The organism is Catenuloplanes niger, from assembly GCF_031458255.1.
GTDB classification, from domain to species: domain Bacteria; phylum Actinomycetota; class Actinomycetes; order Mycobacteriales; family Micromonosporaceae; genus Catenuloplanes; species Catenuloplanes niger.
Genome location: NZ_JAVDYC010000001.1, coordinates 7,716,539 through 7,731,592 on the forward strand (window position 1 = coordinate 7,716,539; position 15,054 = coordinate 7,731,592).

The following is a 15,054-nucleotide window of genomic DNA, read 5'->3' on the forward strand; positions in this document are numbered from 1 at the left end:
GCCTGACATGATCTGGCGATGACCGTGACCGCCCCGGAGAAGACCACTGTGGACCGACTCGCACGGGTGATCACCGAGGCGTTCGCGCCGACGATCTGGGCCGTGACCATGCCGTTCGTCTTCGCGATCGAGCAGACCCGGTCGGCCGCGGGCTTCTGGTGGGCGCTGCTGGCCGCCATACCCTGCGCGCTGATCCCGTACGGCATCGTCCGGTACGGCGTGATGCGCGGGACGCTCACCGACCACCACATCGGACGCCGGGAGCAGCGCCGCACACCGCTGCTGCTCGCGATCGTCTCCGTCCTGGCCGGCCTGCTGCTGATCTGGCTGCTCGAGGCGCCCAGCCACCTGATCGGCATCATCGTGGTCATGCTCGGCGTGCTGACGCTCGTCATGCTCAGCAACCTGGTCTGGAAGCTGAGCGTGCACGCGGCCGTCGCCGCCGCCTCCACCACCGGCCTGATCTGGCTCTTCGGCCCCCCGCTGCTGATCCTGGTGCCGGTGGTCGCGGCCGTCGCCTGGTCCCGCGTGCGGCTGGCCGACCACACCTGGCTGCAGGTCGCGGCCGGCACCGCGGGCGGCGCCGCCGTCGCCATGCTGCTCGGCCCGCTGTTCTTCTGAGCCGGACCCCCGACGGGTGATCATGCCGCCGGCCGGGAAGCATCCGGCCGGCCGCGCGGCGCTCATCACGGTCGATGACTACTGATCGTGACGAAATGACAGCGCGTGCCCGGTGCGCGTGGATATGAACAAGCTTCTACAGTGCATGTCGTGACGACGGAGAGCGCCGCGAGCGTCGAGATCGAGATCGAGGTGGAGGTCGAGCACCCCACCGAGCGGGTCTGGCGCGCGCTCACCGAGCCGCGTCTGCTCCGCCAGTGGCTCGCCGAGACCGACCTGAAGCCGCGCGTCGGCGCGTTCTTCCAGCTCTCCGGCACCGACCTGCCCGGCCTGCAACCCGACCCGGACGCCGAGCAACCCGACCAGGGCTCCACGGTCGAGGGCGAGGTCGTCGGCGTCGAGACCGGCGAGCGGCTGGTGCTGTTCCTGCACGGGCCGGGCCTGGTGTCCCGGCTGCGCTGGGAGCTCACCGCGGTCGACGAGCAGCGCACCCGGATCATGCTGCACCAGTCCTGGCGGGAGGGCGGCGGTTCCGAGGCCGAACTGGCCGACAAGCGCATCGCGTACGAGACCGCGCTCGGCCAGCCGCTCGCGGCCGTGCTCGACTGGCTCGCGTTCGGCGAGGTCGACCTCGAGGGCATGCGCGGCCGTCGCGGCCCGGAGACCGTGATCCTGCCCCGGCTCAGCGTCGCGCGGCTGCGCAGCGCCCGCGTACCGCTGATGATCGCGGGCGGAGCCGTGGTGGTCGGGCTGGCCGCGGTCACCGCCGGCATCGTCTGGGGCCGCGACGGCGGGGGCGGCGACGTGGCCGCGGAGGGCGGTGTCACGGCCATCACCTCGTCGCCGACCCCGGCGGCGTCGGTCACCGAGTCACCGGTCACGTCGTCGACCAGCGCCGGGTTGCCGACGCCGGGCGTGACACCGACGCAGTCCCCGGCGCCGGACGGTGCCGCGCTGCTGCCGAGCCTCCGGCCGCCGGTCACGCCGACCGGCGCCGCGCCGACCCCGGCGGAGGACGTGCTGACGGCCGCGTACGCGACGGACGGCGACTGGGCGTTCGGTTACCGCGGCAAGATCTCGCTGGCGAACCCGGGCGTGTACCAGAACGGCACCTGGACCGTCGTGCTCACGCTGAAGAGCCCGATCACGGTGACGAAGGCGGACGGCGCGACCTTCACCCAGTCGGGTGAAACGGTGACGTTCACGCCGGCGGCCGGCGCGACCCCGATCGGCGCGTCCGGCGGCACCGCGTCGTTCACCTTCGAGGCCGACCTGAAGGGCTCCCTCTTCGCCGACCGGGAGCCCAGCGCCTGCACCATCAACGGCCGCACCTGCACCGGCCTCTGAGCAGCGCGAAAACCGGTTGTGCGGTGCACATAGGGTCATCGGCATGGCAGAACCGACGTACCTGAACCCATTCGTGCTGCCGGTCGCACCGATCGAGCCGGAGTCGCAGGACCCGATCGACCTCTACCCGCCGGCCGGGGACGGCCCGCGTCCGGCGATCGTCTTCGTCCACGGCGGACCGATCCCGCCGGAGATGCGGCCGTCACCGCGGCACTGGCCGGTCTTCCGTGGCTACGGCGCGCTGGCCGCGTCCCGGGGTGTGGTCGGTGCGGTGGTCGACCACCCACTGCGGACGCCGGCCGACTACCCGGCCGCGGCCGAGGCGATCGACGCCGCGATCGAGACGGTCCGCGCCGACCCGCGCGTGGACGGCGACCGGGTGGCGGTGTGGTACTTCTCCGGCGGCGGCATGCTGACCGCCGCGCCGCTGCGGAAGCCGCCGAGCTGGCTGCGGTGCCTGGCGCTGAGCTACCCGCTGCTGGAACCGTTCCCCGGAATGGACGTGGACCCGGCGTTCCGGCCGGCCGAGGCGGTCGCGTCCGCGGGTGACCTGCCGATCGTGCTGACCCGCGCGGGCCGGGAACACCCGTTCATCGCGGCCACGGTGGCCACGTTCGTCGCGGCGGCCGAGACTGCCGGTGCGCGGCTGCACCTCGTCGACACCCCGAACGGGCAGCACAGCTTCGACATCCTCGACGACACCGACGAGTCGCGCGCCGCGATCGACGCCGCGATCACCGCGGTCGTCGCCCGTCTCACCGCCGCCTGAGGCCGCCGGCCCGCCGCACCGGCCCGCCGCACCGGCCCGCGGTGTCCGTCGCGGCCGGTGCGAACAGGCCGGGACGCGCGACGGCCGGGCCGGGACGCGCGACGGCCGGGCCGGGACGCGCGGCGTCACACCGGGTCCGACTCCGTCAGGTCGCCCAGCCATTCCGCCACCGCGGTGGCGAATTCGGCCGGCACCGGCAGCGCCGAAGCCCGCAGGGCCCGCCGCCAGGACATCGCCCGGGACACCCGGGTCACCCGGCCGGCCAGCGTGGCCGCCCGGCGCAGCGCGGCCGGGTCGCCCGGCCACTCCGACAGGTAGGCGTCACGCAGCCGGGCCAGCTCCGGCGCGCCCCGCTCGACGCCCAGCGTGTGCCCGGCCGACGAGAGCGCCGCCAGCAGCGACCCGAACGGGTGCGCCACGCCCGCGTCACCCCAGTCGAAGAAGCGGTACGGCGGGCCGGGGAACACGTTCGCGTCCGTCAGGTCGTCGTGCTGCACGGTCGCCGGGACGCCGGACGCGGCCAGCTCCGCGCACCACCGCGCGAACGCGGGAGCCATCGCGGAGACCGCCGCCCAGCGCGCCGGGCCGAGGGCCGCCCGCACGTCCGGATCGGCCAGCAGCTCGGCCAGTTGCCCCGGCAGGACCTCCGGCCGGTGATCCGGCACGCCGAGCGCCAGCAGGTCGTCCGCGAGCGGCGTGGCGTCCCGCTGCAGCGCCGCGTACGCCCGCAGCATCTCCGCCCACCGCGCGATGCTCGTGCCGGGGTCGCCGGCCGGGAGCACGTCGCGCAGCGTCGGCCCGGCGTCCGCGGTGAGCAGCCAGCCACGGGTGACGTCCACGGCCAGCGGCACCAGCACCCGGTCCGGCAGCCGGCGGGCGAGCGCGCCGGCGAGCGCGGCCTCGTACCGGCAGTCCACGGTGTTGGCCTTGAACCAGCGCGGCCCGGCCGCGGTCGGCACCCGGTGGGTGACCGACCAGGGGCGCGCCCGGATCTCCTCGATCGGCCCGGTGGCGGGCGTGCCGAGCGCGTCGAGCCGATCCCGCACCCAGGCGTGCGCCGCGGATCGCCAGTCGGGATCGTGCCAGTCGTTGTCCACAGCGCGCCACGATAACGACGGCCCGGCTGACGCCGTACCGATTTTCGACCACCACACGGTACGGCGGACGACTCGCGCTTGACCCTCGACCGGCTCCACCCCGCACCGTCGGGCTGCTCATGTCCCCGACGCCGGTGGAGATGTCGTGCCCCTTCGTACCCCTGCCGTCCTCTGGCTCAGCGGCACCGCGGTGAGCCTGCTCGGCACCCAGGCCATGGCGTTCGCGCTGCTCTGGTCCGCCGCGGCCGGCGGTGCGCCGCTCGCCGCGCTCACGCTGACCGCGGTCACCCTGCCGCGGGCGCTGCTGCTGCTCCCGGCCGGCGCGATCGCCGACCGGCTCGGCGCGTGGCGCGTGCTGGTCGCGGCGGACACGTTCGCCGCCGCCGCGACGCTGCTCTTCGCGCTGCTCCTGGCCGCGTCACCGACCACGTGGTGGCTCATCCCGCTGGCGGCCCTGGCCACCGGCCTCGCCGACGTCGCCCACCTCCCGGCCTCCGCCACCGTCCCCCGCCTGCTCACGGACGCCACGAACCACCACCTCACGTCCGCCGGCGGCGGACTGAAGGGATCCGGCCGGAGCACGTCCGCCGGCGGACGCACGCCTGGGAGCACGCGTGCCGGCCGGCCCCGCGGCGGGAGCGCGGCCGGCGCCGCACCGGTGGAAGCGGGCGCCGCGCGGCCCGCCGACGGCCGGCCGGACGCACCGACGGCCGTGGCCGAGCGGCCGGGGACCGGCCTGTCCCGCTTGATGGCTGGCCGGCAGATCGCGGCGCAGACGGCGGCGCTGGCCGGTCCCGCGCTCGGCGGACTGCTGGTGACGGCCGTCGGCCCCGCGCCGGTGATGGCGGCGAACGCGGCCACGTTCGCCGCCATGGTGATCGTCCTCCTCCGGCTGCGCCCGTTCCTGGTCCCGGCACCGCCCACCGGCGCCCCGAATCGTGCGGCTGCCGCGGATCGTGCGGGTGCCGCGGATCGCGTGGACGCCGGGCTGCGGCTGCTGCTCGCGGACGTGGTGCTGCGGCCGGCACTGGCGCTGACCGCGGTGGCCGCCGGGTTCCTGCTGCCGGTCTCCGGGCTGCTGCTGCCGCTGCTGGCCCGGGAACGTCACTGGTCCGCCGCGGACACCGGCCTGCTCGCCGGTGCGCTCGCCGCCGGCACCGGCGCGGTCGCGGTGCTGGTGCTGGCCCGTGGCACGCTGGGCCGGCCGGGCCGGGTCGTCCCGGGCGGGCTGCTGCTCGCGGCGGCCGGTGCCGGCGCGCTCGCGCCGGTTGCCGATCCGTGGCCGGCCGCGCTCGCCGCGCTGCTTGCCGGTGCCGGGTCCGGGCTGTTCGCGACGCATGTCGGGCCGCTGTTCCTCGCCCGGGTCCCGGCCACGCACCTGGCCCGGACCCAGTCCGTGGTCGTGCTGGCGCAGACGCTGCCGCTGCTGGTCACGAACACCGTGCTCGGCGCGCTGGCCGGCACGCACGGCGTACCCCCGCTGCTCGTGGGTTGTGCGGTGGTTCTCGCCGTGGCCGCGGGTGCCGGTGCGCGGGCACTGCGCGCGGTGTGATCGGGAGTGGATTATCGTCTGGCGGGTGCGTTTCCTGGCGATCGGCGACAGTTTCACCGAGGGTGTGGGCGACGAGCTGCCCGACGGGACCGTGCGGGGGTGGGCGGACCTGGTCGCGGCCGGGCTCGCGGCGGCCGCCGGGGAGACGGTCCACTACGCGAACCTGGCCGTGCGCGGGCGGCTGCTGGCCCCGATCATCGAGGACCAGTTGGAGGCGGCGCTGTCCATGTCGCCGCGACCCACGCTGATCTCGCTGAACGGAGGCGGCAACGACATGCTGCGGCGCGGCATGGAGGTCGGCCACCTGATGCGCCTGACCGAGCACGCGGTCGAGCGGTGCGCGGCGGCCGGCGTACGGTTGCTGCTGATCAGCGGGCCGGACCCGTCGGGCCGGCTGCCGTTCGGCCGGCGGATCCACCGGCGCGGCGCGGCGCTGACCGTCGCGGTGGCGGAGCTGGCGGCCCGGCACGGCCTGCCGTTCGCGAACTCGTTCGACGACGTGGAGATCCGGCGCCCGGAGTACTGGGCGGCGGACCGTCTGCACCTGAACGGCGCGGGTCATCGCCGGGTCGCGGGCATCGTGCTGGCCGCGCTCGGGCACGCGGTCGAGGACCACCGGCTGGATCCGGCGCCCGCGTCGGCGCGCCGGCTCCTCGAGGAGGCCCGCTACTACCGCGAGCACGTGCTGCCGTTCGTCCAGCGGCGGCTCCGGGGTCGCTCGTCCGGCGACGGGCGATCCGCGAAGTACCCGTCCTGGACGCCGGTGCCGGCCGCCTGAGGCGCCCGGCCGGGCGTCCCGCGCGCCGCGCGAACGGTTTGCGGGACGCTCCGGCTGCGGCGCGTGCGTCAGGCCGCGGTGAGGGCGGCGACCCGGGCAGCGATGGTGCGGCCGTGCTCCTCGGCGGTGGTGTGCGCGTCCGCGAGCGACTGGGCGGCCAGGCCGCGCAGCGCCTCCATCGCCGGGTTCACGCCGGCCAGCGTCAGCTCCGCCTCCGCGACGTGCACGTCCAGGCCGAGGATGTCGGCGAACATCCGGCGCAGGTACGGCGTGCTGTGGTCCCAGCCCTCGCGCGGTGTGCCGGGGCCGTAGCCGCCGCCGCGCGCGGTGACCACGACGGCCGGCCGGCCCTCGAGGATCCGGTCGCCGCCGGGCGCGAACCGCGGCTCGGTCAGCAGCAGGTCGAACCACGACTTCACGTGGTGCGGGATGTTGTAGTTGTAGAGCGGGATCGCGAACAGGTACGCGTCCGCGGCGAGCAACTCGTCCCCGAGGACGGAGGCCAGCGCCGCGGCGTCGCGCTGCGCGGCCGTGCGCTCCTCGACCGGGGTGAAGCCGACGCCGACGGCGTTGCGCCAGGAGTCCGCGGGCAGCGGGTGCGCGCCCAGGTCGCGGCGGAGCACCTGGGCGCCGGGGTGCGTCTCCGACCAGGCGTTCTGCACGGTGTCGGCGACCGCGCGGGTCACCGAGCCCTCGGTGCGGATGCTGGCGTCGAGGCGGTACAGGGTCATCTTCACTCCAGGAGAGTTGCCGGTCTGTCCCACAGATCGTCTGCCTGAAATACTATCTCGTCAACGGTAGTATAAATCACAGATGATCTGGCGCTCTTGGCAACGCGGGGGGTGTGGCGGAGGTCCGTACTATGGGTGTGTGACCACGACCGCAGCCGAAGCGCTGACCGAGATCGCCGAGCGCGCGCAGGCCTGCGCGGAGCAGGGCCACAAGCCGATCGACACCGATCTCGGCTGGGGTCTCGGCGTGGTCTTCCGCACCTACGTCCGCGCGTCCGAGCACGTGGTCGCGGACCTGCCGGGCGGCCCTCGGGGCTACCAGATCCTCCGGATCGCGACCGGCGACACCGCGTTCAGCCAGGCGCAGCTCGCCCAGCATCTCGGCATAGACCGCACCGTGATGACATACCTGCTGGACGATCTGGAGGGTGCCGGGCTGGTCGAGCGCCGTCCGGACCCGGCCGACCGGCGCACCCGGCGGATCGTCGCCACGCCGCACGGGCACGAGCGCCTCGAGGTGCTCACCCGGGGGTTCGAGGAGGCCGAGGAGCACGTGCTGGCGACGCTCCCGGTCGGCGACCGCGCGGTGTTCCGGGTGCTGTTGCAGCGGCTCGCGACCACGGTCGAGGCCGAGTCGGTGGAGCACCTGTGTCAGGCGGTGGAGGAGAGCACGGCGCCGGCCGCCCAGGCGGTCGCCGCGGGTCCACGGCGGTCCCGCCGCCGCTGAACGGTCAGCCCGGCTGTCCGGAGGCCGGCGCCGGCGCCGGCGCCGGCGACGGTGACGCGCCCGGCGGCTCGGCCGACAGGCCCGCGCACTCGCGCAGCGCGGCGAACCGGGTGAGCGCGGTCTCCGCGGCCCGGCCCGCCAGCGGCTCCGCCTGACCGGTCGCGGTCGACACGCGGGCCGGGGTGAACGACGCGTCCGTCACCGCGCCGCCGTTCACGGTCAGTCGCAGCACGCCGGTGTCCGGCGAGACCGGCGAGTCCTTGAACCACACCAGATCACCCAGGCTGTACGCCACGTACGCCGAGCCGAGCCAGCCCGCGCCCTGGAGCGTGTGCGGCGCGCCGGTGCCGACGATCACGTCCGCGCCGGCCTCGGCCAGCGCGGTGGCGAGCCGTTTCTGCGCCGGCGACGGACACTGCGCGTCGGTCTCGCCCCACTGCGTGTAGACCACGACCACGTCCGCGGAGCGCTTGGCGTCGATCACGGCCGCGATCGCCCGCTTGGTGTCCGCCGGCGAGGCCACGCCCGGCCGGTCAGCCGCGGCCGCGAAGCTCTCCGCGAACAGCGGCGTGGTGTTGAGCGCGACCACCGCGACCGTCACGCCCTGCGCCTCGGTGACCCAGGGACGGAACGCGGCGCCCTCGTCCTGGCCGGCGCCGAACACCGGGAAGCCGGCCTTGGTGGCGGCCGCGACCGTGTCGGTGAGCCCCTGCGGGCCGAAGTCGAGCACGTGGTCGCTGGCGATGGAGACCGCGTCCACGCCCGCCTCCTCCAGCGCCGCGAACGCGGTCGCGGGCGCGCGGAAGTTGCCCTCGGTCCGGACCGGCGTGCCGCCCTTGGTGATCGCGGACTTGAGGTTCACCACGGTGACGTCCGGGTCGGACAGCGCGTCCTGGAGGTCGCCGAACGCGGTGGACGGATCGTTCAGCAGCGCGGCGGTGCGGCCGGCGAAGTGCACGTCACCGGCGAAGCCGAGCGTGATGGGCCGGTCCGGCGCGGCGGACTCGTCGACGTACACCGGCAGGAAGGGGGTGCCGGTCGCGGTCGCGGCGCCCGCGCCGCCCGTGGTGCCACAGCCGGTGGCCAGGCAGAGGACAGCCACCGGGAGAACGATCGCGCGATGCCAACCCCGTATCACGGGTGCATAGCGTAGGGACAAACTCGCCCTCGGCGGGTCACAGCCGGATAACGAAGTCCTAGGACGCAGGAATCGTCACGAACGGGGTGTAATCACAAGATCAGCGTGGGGCTCATGGGAGGCCGCCCACCGGGCGTTATAGTGGCCCCGCAGTGCGACCGACCGGCCGTGGGAGCCGGACGTCACCGCACCACGGACCGCCGCCTCGGCGGAGCCGGGCATCGGTGGGGCATGCCCGGCGTGCTTGCGCGGGAGGGGAAGCTGTGGCGCGTCTGCCTGCGCCTTGGGCGCCCGGACAACCGCTCGAGGGCATTTTCACCGAGCGGGTCATCACGGTGCCGAACGCGATCAGCTTCGTGCGCCTGATCGGCGTGCCGGTGTTCCTCTGGCTCCTGCTCGGCTTCGACGACCAGCAGGTGGCCGCGCTGATCGTGCTCGCCATCGGCGGCACGACCGACTGGGTGGACGGCTGGGTCGCACGCCGGCTCGGCCAGGTCAGCCGGCTGGGTGAGCTGCTCGACCCGTTCGTGGACCGGCTCTACATCGTCGCCACGCTGGTCGCGTTCACGCTGACCGCGGTGGTGCCCTGGCAGTTCACGGCCGCGCTGGTGGCCCGCGAGGCGGTGCTCGGCGTCTGCCTGCTGATCCTGCGCGCGCACGGTTACGGTCCACCGCCGGTGCACTACGTCGGCAAGACCGCCACGTTCATGCTGCTCGCCGCGTTCCCGGTGCTGCTGCTGTCGAAGGCGTCCGAGGCGGCCGGGCCGTTCGCGCACGCGTTCGGCTGGGCCTGCGCGATCTGGGGCCTGGTGCTCTACTGGATCGCCGCGTTCTTCTACATCTACCAGGTGTCGCTGCTGGTCCGCGCGACCCGCCCGGCGAACGGGACCGCATGACGCACACCACGAACGGCCCGGCGGACCCGTCCGGGGCGGACGAGCGGACCGGCGGCCAGGCCCCCCGGCGCCAGTACGCTCCCGACTTCCTCACCGAGCTGTTCCGCAACCCGCTCGACCCGGGGTACGCGGACGCGGCCGCCCGGCGCGCCAAGGAGGGACCGCGGACCGGCTGGCGCGGCGCGTCCGCCCGCGGGCTCGCGCTCACCACGCTGGTGCTGGTCGGCTTCCTGTTCGCGATCGCCTACCGGCAGACCATGGCCGAGGAGCCGGCCCGGGGCAAGGCCCGCGCCGCGCTGGTCGACCAGATCCGCACCCGGCAGGACGCGGCCGAAGGGCTGGAGCAGCGGGCCGCCGCGCTCCGGGCCGAGGTGAACGCGCTGCGCGAGGCGAACCTGGCGGGCGACACCGCGGAGCGGCTGCGCAACCTGGAGGCGCTCACCGGGCTCGCCGACGTCGAGGGCGACGGCGTGGTCGTGACGGTCGCGGACGGGCACGCGGACGTGAACGTGGTCACCGGCGGCAGCAAGAAGGTCTCCAAGGTCCTCGACCGGGACCTGCAGGACATCGCGAACGCGCTGTGGGCGTCCGGTGCGGAGGCGATCGCGATCAACGGCGAGCGGCTGACCGCGACGTCCACGATCCGGGCCGCGGGTGAGGCGATCCTGGTCGACTTCGCGCCGGTCACCAGCCCGTACGAGGTGGCGGCGATCGGGCCGGACGACCTGAGGGACCGGTTCGAGAAGACCGGCAGCGCGGCGCTGTTCCGCGCGCTGGTCGACAAGTACGGCATGACGTTCGAGGTCGACGGCCGGGACGACCTCACGCTGCCGGCCGCGGCCGGCGGAGACCTGGAGCACGCCTACCGGTCGCCGGAGCCGACGCCGCCCGCGACCGTCAGCGGCACGCCGGAAGCCCCCGGTCCGTCCGGCACCCCCACCCCGACCACCCCGACCTCCCCGGAAGGCGACTGATGTACGCGGTCATCGCGTTGATAGCGGGCGTCCTGCTCGGCGTGTTCCTGGACCCGACCGTGCCACCGGCGCTCCAGCCGTACCTGCCGATCGCGGTGGTGGCGGCGCTGGACGCGGTGTTCGGCGGCGTCCGGGCGCGGCTCGACCGGAACTTCGACGACAAGCAGTTCGTGATCTCCTTCATCTCGAACGTGCTGGTCGCCGCCGTGATCGTCTACCTGGGTGACCAGCTGGGCGTGGGCGGGCAGCTCTCCACCGGCGTCGTGGTCGTGCTCGGCGTCCGGATCTTCGGCAACGTGGCCGCCATCCGCCGCCACCTGTTCAGCGCCTGACGGGTAGCGTGTGCCGATGAGCGAGCTTGCGCGCGAGTCCGTGGCTCACCACCGACCCCCGGGTGGCCGCCGCCTCCCGGACAGCCGACCCCCATGTAGCCGCAGCCCGGAGGGTAATCCGGCATGAGCAGCGACGAGCCGATGCGAGCCGACTCGCCGAAACCGAAGAACCCGCCGGCCGGGGACGAGACGACGGTCGAACTGACCCGGGCGGATCTGCGTCACACCGAGCCGGCGGCGACGTCCGTGCCGCCCGTGATGCTGCCGCCGGTGGCGCCGCCGTCCGAGGTCGTGCCCGCGAAGACCGGCACCGACCCGGAGCGGACCGCGCCGCGGAAGCCGAGCCCGACGCCGCCCGGCACCACCCCGGCCACCACGCCGGTCGCGACGCCCGGCAGCACGCCGGGCACAAAGCCGGTCGCGACGCCCGGCAGCACGCCGGGCACAAAGCCGGGTGGCACGCCGGCCGCGACGCCCGGCAGCACGCCGGCCGTGGCGCCGGGCAGCACGCCGGTGGCGAAGCCGGCGCCGGTCGTGCCGGTCAGTCCGGGCGCGCCGAGGCCCGCTCCGGTGCCCCCGCGGCAGCCGGCCGTCCCGCCGGTGGCCGCTTCCGCGGAGAGCGCGCCCGCGGAAGCGCGGAAGATCGTCGCGCCGAGCCGGGTCCCGGTGGAACGCGCAGCCCCGGCAGCGGCGAAGCCGGAGCGCGACGACGCCGGGTTGCCGGCCGCGGCCGAGGTGCCGCCGTCCGTACCGTCGGATGGATCGGGGACCGACGCGGCGCCGGCGTCGCGGCGGTTCTCCGCGACCACCGTGATGATCGCGGTGCTGTTGCTGTTGTTCGGGTTCACGCTGGTCGTGCAGCTGAAGGCGAACGACGGCGACTCGACGCTGCTCACCGCGCGGCAGGAGGACCTGGTCCGGATCCTGTCCGACCTCGAGTCGCAGGAGCAGCGGTTGCAGCAGGAGGTCACCGCGCTGGAGGACAGCAAGCAGTCGCTCAGCTCCGGCGCGGAGGGTGCCGAGGCGGCGCTGCGCGAGGCGACCGAGCGCGCGGACGACCTCGGCGTGCTCGCCGGTGAGTTGCCGGCGCGCGGCACCGGGCTGGTCATCCGGATCAACGGGGGACAGGACCAGGTCGAGTCGGACGCGCTGCTCAACGCGGTGCAGGAGTTGCGCGGCGCGGGCGCGGAGGCGATGCAGATCGAGGGCGGCGACGGCACCGCGGTGCGGGTCGTGGCGTCCACCTCGTTCCAGGACTCCCCGGCCGGGCAGGGCGGCGACCGGTTCGGCGTGGTCGTCGACGGCAAGCGGCTGACGTCCACCTACACGATCACCGTGATCGGCGACCCGAAGACGATGGACACCGCGTTGCGCATTCCCGGCGGGGTGATCGAATCGATCACGGATGACGGCGGTAACGTGACCGTGCAAGAGCAAGGTGTGGTGGACGTGTCTGCGATCCATGACGTCACCACGCTGCGGTACGCCCGGCCGGTCTCCTGACCCGGCTCTCATCGAAGGACGAACGACCCGTGATTCCTGAGCACCTGCGATACACCGCCGAACACGAGTGGGTGTCCGGTGACGGCTCCGCCGCCGTGCGTGTCGGCATCACCGACTTCGCGCAGCAGGCGCTGGGCGACATCGTCTTCGTGCAGCTGCCCGACGTGGGCGCGACGGTCCAGGCCGGCGAGTCGCTGGGCGAGGTCGAGTCGACCAAGAGCGTCTCGGAGATCTACGCCCCGATCTCCGGCACCGTGGCCGCGAAGAACGCCGCGCTGGACGACCAGCCCGAGCTGATCAACACCGATCCGTACGGTGAGGGCTGGCTGATCGAGATCACTCCGGCGGACCCGGCCTCGGTCGCGGGCCTGCTCGACGGCGCGGCCTACGGTGAACTGATCAACAAGTAGTTTTCGTCGCACCGACAGAGTGTGATATCTGACAACCTGACGCGTTGCGCGCGTCCGGTTGCCGCACTGTACCCCGCTGGCTACTCTGCCGTAGTCACGCGAGAACTTGATATTGAAACCGCATTGTCGAACGTCCTTCACATGCCACGGATGGCAGCCGGGGGAGGCCCCGCCGGGCGCTGACCGGCGGTTGTCCCGGTCCGGGGGACGCGCGACCGAAACAGACACGAGGTGGTCCGATGACGCGCCCAGACGACGAGTTCCCCCCGCTCGACGTCACGTCGACGCTGAACCTGGGTTCGCTCGACGAGGTCCTCGAGGGTCCGGATGCCGACGTGGTGCCCAGCCGGATGTCCGGTTCGCTGCCGCCCGGCATGGCTCTGCTCGTCGTCCGCCGGGGGCCGAACGCCGGCGCCCGGTTCCTGCTCGACCACGACGTGACGACCAGCGGCCGGCACCCCGACAGCGACATCTTCCTCGATGACGTCACGGTTTCCCGCCGGCACGCCGAGTTCCACCGTGACGGCGGCACGTTCACGGTCCGCGACGTGGGCAGCCTCAACGGCACCTACGTCAACCGGGAGCGGGTCGAGGCCGCGACGCTCTCCAACGGCGACGAGGTCCAGATCGGCAAGTTCCGGCTCGTCTTCATCGCCGGGCCGCGCCCGGACGAGGGTGGCCGCTGATGACCTTGATCCTCCTGTTTAGCGAGGAGATGTCATGACCGTATCCGGGGCGGCGGCCGCCTTCCCCGGTCCGCCGCCCGGGAACCACCGGGCGGCGCAGCAGGACGGGCGCCGGCTGATGAGCATCGGCGAGGTGCTGTCCGAGCTGCGCTCGGAGTTCCCCGACACGACGATCTCCAAGCTGCGCTTCCTCGAGGCCGAGGGCCTGGTGGAGCCGGAGCGCACCGCGTCCGGCTACCGGAAGTACAGCTGGGACGATGTCGCGCGCCTGCGATTCGTGCTGACCGCGCAGCGGGACCAGTACCTCCCGCTGCGCGTCATCCGCGCGCAGCTGGCCGAGATGGAGGCCGCCGGCTCCGCGCCGGTGGCCCTCCGGCTGGTGGGGGCTCCCGCGGATGACGAGCCGGCCGCGGAACCCGTCGACACCCGGTGCAGCCGCACCGAGCTGCTGGAGCGCACCGGCCTGTCGGACACCGGGCTCGGCGAGATCGAGCGGCTCGGTCTGATCACGTGTCGCTCGCCCGGGTGGTACGACGAGGACGCGCTCGCGGTCGCGCAGGCCGTCGCGGGTCTCGCCCGGCACGGCATCGAGGCCCGGCACCTGCGGGCGTTCCGGGCCGCGGCCGATCGTGAGGTGGGTCTCTACGCGCAGCTGATCGCGCCGCTCGCCCGGCAGCGTGACCCCGCCGCCCGGGCCCGGGCCGCCGAGACCGCGCTTGAGCTGGCCGGACTTTCGCAGATGCTGCACGCGGCGCTGCTCCGGGCCGGTCTGCGCGACGTCCTTGAGCGCTGAGTTGGGGATTTGTCCGTAACACGCGTGCCGTAGGCTCGCTTGGGTACGGTGCCCGGCACCGCACGGCGCGGGTGGCACTTACGCATGGTGATCCGTGTACCGTGCAGGTGAGGGGCAGAAACGCGCCTCGGGGCCGCTGCTGTGCGGTGGCGTCGGGGCGTACACACATAAGCGACACGGAGGCAGCGGTGCGCGAGCTGAGCGTGGTCGGGGTTCGGGTGGAACTGCCCAACAACCAGCCGATCGTCCTGCTCCGCGAGGTCGAGGGCGACCGGTACCTGCCGATCTGGATCGGTGCGGTCGAGGCCACGGCCATCGCCTACGAGCAGCAGGGGGTCAAGCCGGCCCGGCCGCTGACCCACGATCTGCTCCGGGACATCCTGACGGCGCTCAAGGCGCCGCTCCAGGCCGTCGAGATCACCGAGCTGAAGGAGAACGTGTTCTACGCGGATCTCCTGATCGGCGACGGCGTGCGCGTCTCCGCCCGGCCCAGCGACTCGATCGCGCTCGCACTGCGCGTCGGCGCGCCGATCCGCTGCGCCGAGCAGGTGCTCACCGAGGCCGGCATCGTCATCCCGGACGAGCAGGAGGACGAGGTCGAGAAGTTCCGCGAGTTCCTCGAGGGCGTCCGCCCGGAGGACTTCGCGGGCTGACGTCCGGCTCGGCATCAACGGGTTTCCGCGGCGTTGCGATACGGTGA

General features: G+C 73.9%; 18 protein-coding genes. 14 read left to right on the forward strand and 4 right to left on the reverse strand.

The window, feature by feature from the left end:
* Positions 1 to 18: 18 nt before the first annotated feature.
* From J2S44_RS33795 to J2S44_RS33805, 3 genes are all read left to right on the forward strand, one after another.
* On the forward strand, positions 19 to 621 hold the full coding sequence (locus J2S44_RS33795) for a hypothetical protein (protein WP_310422348.1): 603 nt from the start codon (positions 19 to 21) through the stop codon (positions 619 to 621).
* 150 nt (positions 622 to 771) lie between these two features.
* Complete coding sequence (locus J2S44_RS33800; RefSeq protein ID WP_310422351.1) at positions 772 to 1,968, forward strand: cellulose binding domain-containing protein; 1,197 nt, start codon at positions 772 to 774, stop codon at positions 1,966 to 1,968.
* 43 nt (positions 1,969 to 2,011) lie between these two features.
* Positions 2,012 to 2,737 carry an alpha/beta hydrolase gene (locus tag J2S44_RS33805; RefSeq protein ID WP_310422354.1) on the forward strand — a complete coding sequence of 242 codons (726 nt, stop codon included), beginning with the start codon at positions 2,012 to 2,014 and terminating at the stop codon, positions 2,735 to 2,737.
* Between the two features lie 125 nt (positions 2,738 to 2,862).
* Here J2S44_RS33805 and J2S44_RS33810 read toward each other — a convergent pair whose 3' ends face one another.
* Positions 2,863 to 3,834 carry an aminoglycoside phosphotransferase family protein gene (locus J2S44_RS33810; protein WP_310422356.1) on the reverse strand — a complete coding sequence of 324 codons (972 nt, stop codon included), beginning with the start codon at positions 3,832 to 3,834 and terminating at the stop codon, positions 2,863 to 2,865.
* A 145-nt stretch (positions 3,835 to 3,979) separates the two neighbouring features.
* Between J2S44_RS33810 and J2S44_RS33815 the strand changes: the two genes are divergently transcribed.
* Both J2S44_RS33815 and J2S44_RS33820 read left to right on the forward strand, forming a co-directional pair.
* On the forward strand, positions 3,980 to 5,386 hold the full coding sequence (locus J2S44_RS33815; RefSeq protein WP_310422359.1) for an MFS transporter: 1,407 nt from the start codon (positions 3,980 to 3,982) through the stop codon (positions 5,384 to 5,386).
* A gap of 25 nt (positions 5,387 to 5,411) precedes the next feature.
* On the forward strand, positions 5,412 to 6,164 hold the full coding sequence (locus J2S44_RS33820; RefSeq protein WP_310422363.1) for an SGNH/GDSL hydrolase family protein: 753 nt from the start codon (positions 5,412 to 5,414) through the stop codon (positions 6,162 to 6,164).
* A gap of 68 nt (positions 6,165 to 6,232) precedes the next feature.
* Here the strand turns inward: J2S44_RS33820 and J2S44_RS33825 are convergent, their stop codons facing one another.
* Positions 6,233 to 6,895 carry an FMN-dependent NADH-azoreductase gene (locus tag J2S44_RS33825; protein WP_310422366.1) on the reverse strand — a complete coding sequence of 221 codons (663 nt, stop codon included), beginning with the start codon at positions 6,893 to 6,895 and terminating at the stop codon, positions 6,233 to 6,235.
* A gap of 139 nt (positions 6,896 to 7,034) precedes the next feature.
* Here J2S44_RS33825 and J2S44_RS33830 point away from each other — a divergent pair, with 139 nt between their 5' ends.
* A complete protein-coding gene (locus J2S44_RS33830) occupies positions 7,035 to 7,622 on the forward strand; it encodes a MarR family winged helix-turn-helix transcriptional regulator (protein WP_310422369.1) in 588 nt (195 codons plus the stop codon).
* Positions 7,623 to 7,626: 4 nt separating this feature from the next.
* Here J2S44_RS33830 and J2S44_RS33835 read toward each other — a convergent pair whose 3' ends face one another.
* The gene (locus J2S44_RS33835; protein WP_310422372.1) at positions 7,627 to 8,724 is read right to left on the reverse strand and encodes a CapA family protein; all 1,098 of its coding nucleotides are present in this window, start codon (positions 8,722 to 8,724) and stop codon (positions 7,627 to 7,629) included.
* Positions 8,725 to 9,023: 299 nt separating this feature from the next.
* Here J2S44_RS33835 and clsA point away from each other — a divergent pair, with 299 nt between their 5' ends.
* From clsA to J2S44_RS33850, 3 genes are read left to right on the forward strand one after another with little or no spacing between them, the layout of a single operon-like run.
* Complete coding sequence (gene clsA, locus J2S44_RS33840) at positions 9,024 to 9,656, forward strand: cardiolipin synthase ClsA (protein WP_374727933.1); 633 nt, start codon at positions 9,024 to 9,026, stop codon at positions 9,654 to 9,656.
* Complete coding sequence (locus J2S44_RS33845; RefSeq protein ID WP_310422375.1) at positions 9,653 to 10,630, forward strand: DUF881 domain-containing protein; 978 nt, start codon at positions 9,653 to 9,655, stop codon at positions 10,628 to 10,630. The genes clsA and J2S44_RS33845 overlap by 4 nt, the downstream gene beginning before the upstream one ends.
* Positions 10,630 to 10,962, forward strand: coding sequence for a small basic family protein (locus J2S44_RS33850; RefSeq protein WP_307246706.1), 333 nt, complete (start codon positions 10,630 to 10,632; stop codon positions 10,960 to 10,962). The genes J2S44_RS33845 and J2S44_RS33850 overlap by 1 nt, the downstream gene beginning before the upstream one ends.
* Positions 10,963 to 11,183: 221 nt before the next feature.
* Here J2S44_RS33850 and J2S44_RS33855 read toward each other — a convergent pair whose 3' ends face one another.
* Positions 11,184 to 11,810, reverse strand: coding sequence for a hypothetical protein (locus J2S44_RS33855; RefSeq protein ID WP_310422378.1), 627 nt, complete (start codon positions 11,808 to 11,810; stop codon positions 11,184 to 11,186).
* On the opposite strand from J2S44_RS33855, the gene J2S44_RS33860 reads away from it, so the two are divergent.
* The 5 genes from J2S44_RS33860 to J2S44_RS33880 all read left to right on the forward strand — a co-directional run bounded on the left by J2S44_RS33860 (position 11,776) and on the right by J2S44_RS33880 (position 15,007).
* Positions 11,776 to 12,465 (forward strand): DUF881 domain-containing protein, encoded by a 690-nt coding sequence (locus J2S44_RS33860; RefSeq protein WP_374727934.1) that lies wholly within the window; start codon positions 11,776 to 11,778, stop codon positions 12,463 to 12,465. The genes J2S44_RS33855 and J2S44_RS33860 overlap by 35 nt on opposite strands.
* 29 nt (positions 12,466 to 12,494) lie before the next feature.
* Positions 12,495 to 12,875 carry a glycine cleavage system protein GcvH gene (gene gcvH / locus J2S44_RS33865; protein ID WP_310422383.1) on the forward strand — a complete coding sequence of 127 codons (381 nt, stop codon included), beginning with the start codon at positions 12,495 to 12,497 and terminating at the stop codon, positions 12,873 to 12,875.
* Between the two features lie 239 nt (positions 12,876 to 13,114).
* Positions 13,115 to 13,561 carry an oxoglutarate dehydrogenase inhibitor Odhl gene (odhI, locus tag J2S44_RS33870; RefSeq protein ID WP_307246713.1) on the forward strand — a complete coding sequence of 149 codons (447 nt, stop codon included), beginning with the start codon at positions 13,115 to 13,117 and terminating at the stop codon, positions 13,559 to 13,561.
* Positions 13,562 to 13,595: 34 nt separating this feature from the next.
* Positions 13,596 to 14,354 (forward strand): transcriptional regulator FtsR, encoded by a 759-nt coding sequence (ftsR, locus tag J2S44_RS33875; protein WP_374727935.1) that lies wholly within the window; start codon positions 13,596 to 13,598, stop codon positions 14,352 to 14,354.
* A 188-nt stretch (positions 14,355 to 14,542) separates the two neighbouring features.
* Entirely contained in the window at positions 14,543 to 15,007 is a 465-nt protein-coding gene (locus tag J2S44_RS33880) for a bifunctional nuclease family protein (RefSeq protein ID WP_310422388.1), read from the forward strand.
* Positions 15,008 to 15,054 lie beyond the last annotated feature (47 nt).

Excerpts from the sequence above, each read along its gene's own strand:
- J2S44_RS33850 (WP_307246706.1), top strand. The coding sequence starts at position 10,630 with ATGTACGCGGTCATCGCGTTGATAGCGGGCGTCCTGCTCGGCGTGTTC.
- J2S44_RS33860 (WP_374727934.1), top strand. The coding sequence starts at position 11,776 with ATGATCGCGGTGCTGTTGCTGTTGTTCGGGTTCACGCTGGTCGTGCAG.
- J2S44_RS33795 (WP_310422348.1), top strand. The coding sequence starts at position 19 with ATGACCGTGACCGCCCCGGAGAAGACCACTGTGGACCGACTCGCACGG.
- J2S44_RS33825 (WP_310422366.1), bottom strand. The coding sequence starts at position 6,895 with ATGACCCTGTACCGCCTCGACGCCAGCATCCGCACCGAGGGCTCGGTG.
- J2S44_RS33805 (WP_310422354.1), top strand. The coding sequence starts at position 2,012 with ATGGCAGAACCGACGTACCTGAACCCATTCGTGCTGCCGGTCGCACCG.
- odhI (WP_307246713.1), top strand. The coding sequence starts at position 13,115 with ATGACGCGCCCAGACGACGAGTTCCCCCCGCTCGACGTCACGTCGACG.
- ftsR (WP_374727935.1), top strand. The coding sequence starts at position 13,596 with ATGACCGTATCCGGGGCGGCGGCCGCCTTCCCCGGTCCGCCGCCCGGG.
- J2S44_RS33845 (WP_310422375.1), top strand. The coding sequence starts at position 9,653 with ATGACGCACACCACGAACGGCCCGGCGGACCCGTCCGGGGCGGACGAG.